Source organism: Prosthecobacter sp., assembly GCF_044373815.1.
GTDB lineage: Bacteria > Verrucomicrobiota > Verrucomicrobiia > Verrucomicrobiales > Verrucomicrobiaceae > Prosthecobacter.
The window spans coordinates 1-3815 of record NZ_JBIPNG010000567.1; the positions used below are offsets into that span (position 1 = coordinate 1).

At 60.3% G+C, this 3815-nt stretch carries 5 protein-coding genes; all 5 read right to left on the reverse strand.

The window, feature by feature from the left end:
• A partial coding sequence (locus ACIREA_RS28290) for a BatA domain-containing protein (RefSeq protein WP_397385671.1) occupies nt 1-363 on the reverse strand: 363 nt, incomplete at its 3' end.
• On the reverse strand, nt 360-1253 hold the full coding sequence (locus ACIREA_RS28295; protein ID WP_397385672.1) for a DUF58 domain-containing protein: 894 nt from the start codon (nt 1251-1253) through the stop codon (nt 360-362). The genes ACIREA_RS28290 and ACIREA_RS28295, both read right to left, overlap by 4 nt.
• Nucleotides 1254-1294: 41 nt before the next feature.
• Nucleotides 1295-2296, reverse strand: coding sequence for an AAA family ATPase (locus ACIREA_RS28300; protein WP_397385673.1), 1002 nt, complete (start codon nt 2294-2296; stop codon nt 1295-1297).
• 155 nt (nt 2297-2451) lie between these two features.
• The gene (gene ispF, locus ACIREA_RS28305) at nt 2452-2928 is read right to left on the reverse strand and encodes a 2-C-methyl-D-erythritol 2,4-cyclodiphosphate synthase (RefSeq protein ID WP_397385674.1); all 477 of its coding nucleotides are present in this window, start codon (nt 2926-2928) and stop codon (nt 2452-2454) included.
• A gap of 9 nt (nt 2929-2937) precedes the next feature.
• The coding region (locus ACIREA_RS28310; protein ID WP_397385675.1) for a histidinol-phosphatase at nt 2938-3815 on the reverse strand (878 nt) is incomplete at its 5' end.

Here is a 3815-nt window from a genome sequence, read left to right on the forward strand (position 1 = left end):
CTGACGCGCCTGCTGCATGACGGTGCCGCCGGGCAGCGTGGTCTGTGCGGCGGGGGCGCGCATGGAGAAGGAATCGTCCAGCATGACGATGAGCGAGGAACTGCCGAGGCCGAGAGAGCGCAGCGCCGTGAGCACCGGACGTGCGAGACAGAGTGCGAGCACGATGGGAATGGCGATGCGCGTGATGAGCAGCAGGAGCTGCTCGACCTTCATCTTGCGCTTCCGCTGGCGGATGACCTCATGCAACAGGTGCATGGCACCCCAGCGCACGGTGACGACCTTCCGCTTGTTCAACAAGTGGATGATCAGCGGGATGAGAAAGGCCGCTGCGCCAAAAAGGAGAATGCCGTGAAGAAAACTCATCGCATTCTCAGTGCTAAATAGCTCCGCAGCGCGGCGGAGTGGGATTCGTCGGTGGGCAGGCTCAAGTAATCGACCTGATGTTTGCGGAAGCCTTCCTTGAGCTGGGCGGCGAAGTTCTGCTGGGCCTCGATGTAGCGCTGGCGGATCGTGGCGGGATCGAGGAGGAGAAAGTCGTCGTCGTTTTCGAGGTTTTCAAAGCGCGCCCAGTTGCCAAAGGGGAAGTCGATTTCGTCGCGGTCCCAGAGCTGGAGGGCGATGATCTCGTGGCCTTTCTTGCGCAGGACGCCGATGGAGCGCAGGAGCGCAGCGGGATCGTCGAAGAAGTCGCTGATGAGAATGACGAGGCCACGACGTTTGAGGCGCTGCGCGAGGGATTCGAGCACCGGGGCGAGGCTGGTGTCCTTGCCGGGCTCGGTCTTGACCATGGTCTCAAGCAGCAAATGCAGGTGCGTGATCTTGGTGCGGCAGGGGATGACGTCGCGTATTTTGGAGTCAAAGGTGATGAGGCCCACGGCATCCTGCTGACTCATGAGCAGGTAGGCCAGCGAGGCGGCGAGCTTGCGGGCGTAGTCGAACTTCAAAATGCCCTTCTGGCCGCGGTAACCCATGCTACCGCTGGCATCGAGAACGACGGTGGCGCGCAGATTGGTTTCTTCGTCAAACTCACGGATGTAGAAGCGGTCGGTGCGGCCAAAGATCTTCCAGTCAAGACGGCGGATTTCATCCCCCTGAACATAAGGCCGGTGCTGACGGAATTCGACGCTGAAGCCTTTGTGCGGCGAGGCATGCTGACCGGTGGTGAAGCCTTCGACAACCGTGCGCGCAAAGAGCTGCAGAGTCTGCAGACTGGTGATGTCTTCGGCTTGAAGGATGTCAGAGAGAGTAGCCACTGATGTGGGGAATTAGGGGGCCGGGCGTGTGGCGCAGCCGCTCACAGCACTCGCGTTTCGCTCTTCTTCGTCTTCTTCACCAGTTCGGCAATGATCTGATCCACGGTGATACCTTCGGCTTCGGCGTGGAAGGTGGGAACGAGGCGGTGGCGCAGGGCAGGAGCTGCGAGGGCTTCGATGTCGTCCGTGGTGACATGGGTGCGGCCCTGGAGAAGGGCGCGGACTTTGCCGGCGAGGACGAGCATCTGGCTTGCACGCGGGCCGGCTCCCCAGCTGAGCATGCTCTTCACGTATTCGGAGGCGTCGGGTTCCGTGGGGCGCGTGGAGCGGACGAGATCGAGGACGAAGTCGATGACGTGATCCGGCACTGGCACCTTGCGGGCGAGCTGCTGTGCGGCCTGCAGTTCTTCAGCAGTGATAACGGCTTCGATTTCCTGTGTTTGACCACCCGTGGTGCGGGCGATGATTTCGCGCTCATCGTCGCGCGTAGGGTAATCGACCTTGATGAGGAAGAGGAAGCGGTCTTTCTGGGCTTCAGGGAGCGGGTAGGTGCCTTCCTGCTCAATGGGGTTCATCGTGGCGAGCACGAAGAAGGGCTTGGGCAGTTCATGCGTGACCTGACCGACGGTGACGTGCTTTTCCTGCATGGCCTCCAGCAGGGCGGCCTGCGTTTTGGGCGGCGTACGGTTGATTTCGTCGGCAAGGATGATTTGGGAAAAGATCGGACCAGGCTGGAAGACGAGCTTGCGGCGGCCTGTCTCCGCATCTTCCTGGATGATCTCGGTACCGGTGATGTCCGCAGGCATCAGGTCAGGCGTGAACTGGATGCGGCGGAAGCTCAGGTGCATCGCGTCCGAGAGCGATTTGACGAGCAGGGTCTTCGCGAGACCGGGCACCCCTTCAAGCAAGCTGTGGCCGCCGGCGGCGATGGCGATGAACACCTGCTCAATGACGGCCTCCTGTCCGACGATCCGTCTGCCGAGAGCAGCTTTGAGTTTGTTGTAACCTGAGACGAGAGCGGCGGCAGCAGCGGAGTCGGACATGGGGGATGACGAAATCAGAATGACGAGTAAAATTGAAGCCGTGAAAGGCATCAACGGGCGAAGAGTGAACACGAGGACGGAACACGAGTTCTTTCCACTCTTGCGATCATGCTGGCAAGAAGACAAAAAAGAGGGATTTGCAGAATCCCGCTAAATCAGATTTTGCTGATGCAGGCGACGGCCATGGCAGCGATGCCTTCCTCACGCCCAACGAAGCCGAGGCGTTCGTTGGTGGTGGCTTTGACACCGACCTGATCGGGCTGGATGCCCAGAGCTGCGGCGATGTTCTTTTTCATCGCGGCGGCGTGGGGATTCACCTTGGGTGCTTCAGCGATAAGAGAGGAATCCACATTCTCAATGCGCATGCCCTTGTCTGCGGCGATCTGGGCGCATTTTTCGAGGATTTTAAGACTGCAGATGCCTTCGATGGTGGGATCACTGGGCGGAAACCAGTGGCCGATGTCGGGCTCGCCGAGAGCGCCGAGGACGGCGTCGGCAATGGCGTGGCTGAGCACGTCCGCATCCGAATGGCCTTTGAGGCCGCGCGAATGCGGGATGGTGACACCGCCGAGGACGAGGGGGCGGCCTGTTTCAAAGGGGTGAACGTCGTAACCGATGCCTGTGCGAACCATGGGGGGAAATCAGGCGTTGTGGTCGGCGGCTTTCTTCAAGCTGGCGAGGACCTCGGAGATGGGGAGGTCGATGCGCTGGCGGTTGAGGAAGTAGCTGACGTTTTCGTAGCCTGCTTCAGTCAGGTGGTTCAAGGCGGTGACGAAATGCTCGCCGACGCGAACGGCCCGATGCGAATCGGAGCCGAGGACGATGGGGATCTTGCGATCTGCCATCATGCGCAGCATTTCGTTGCCCGGATTCATTTCGGAATAGCTCTTGTTGAGGCCGGAGGTGTTCAACTCCATAGCCACGCCGGTGGCCGCGATGCGGTCGAGAGCGCCGGAGACGGTGTTTTTGACGATGGCAAAACACCAGGAATCTGGATGGTAGTTTTTGACCAAGTCCGGGTGTGCCAAGCAGTCGTAGAGGCCGGATTCAGCCGACTTGGCGAGGTGCTCGAAATAGGTGCGGCGGAAGTTCTCGATGGTGCCGGTCTCGAACTTGTTGAGGTATTCCTTGGCCTGCCAGTGGACGGCGCCGAGCACGTAATGGAAGTCGGCACGCTTGTGGAGGGAGGCGATGTATTCCTCACAACCGGGGAAGTATTCGCTTTCGATGCCGAGGCGGATGTCGAGCTTGCCCTTGAAGGCGTCAGCGGCACGCTGAACGATGGCAAGGTAGGTGTCGAATTCACTCTCCGACATGCGCACCGTGGGCCAGAATCCGTTTGGCATGGGGCAGTGGCAGGTGAAGATGATGCCTTTGAGGCCGGCCTTGAGGGCCTGCTGGGCATACTCTTCCGGCTCACCCCAGGCATGCTTGCACAGCGGGGTGTGCATGTGGGAATCGTAAAACAAAGCGCCCGTCTTGGTGGGGCCGGGAGGCGGCAGAGGCTGGGTAGGTGCTT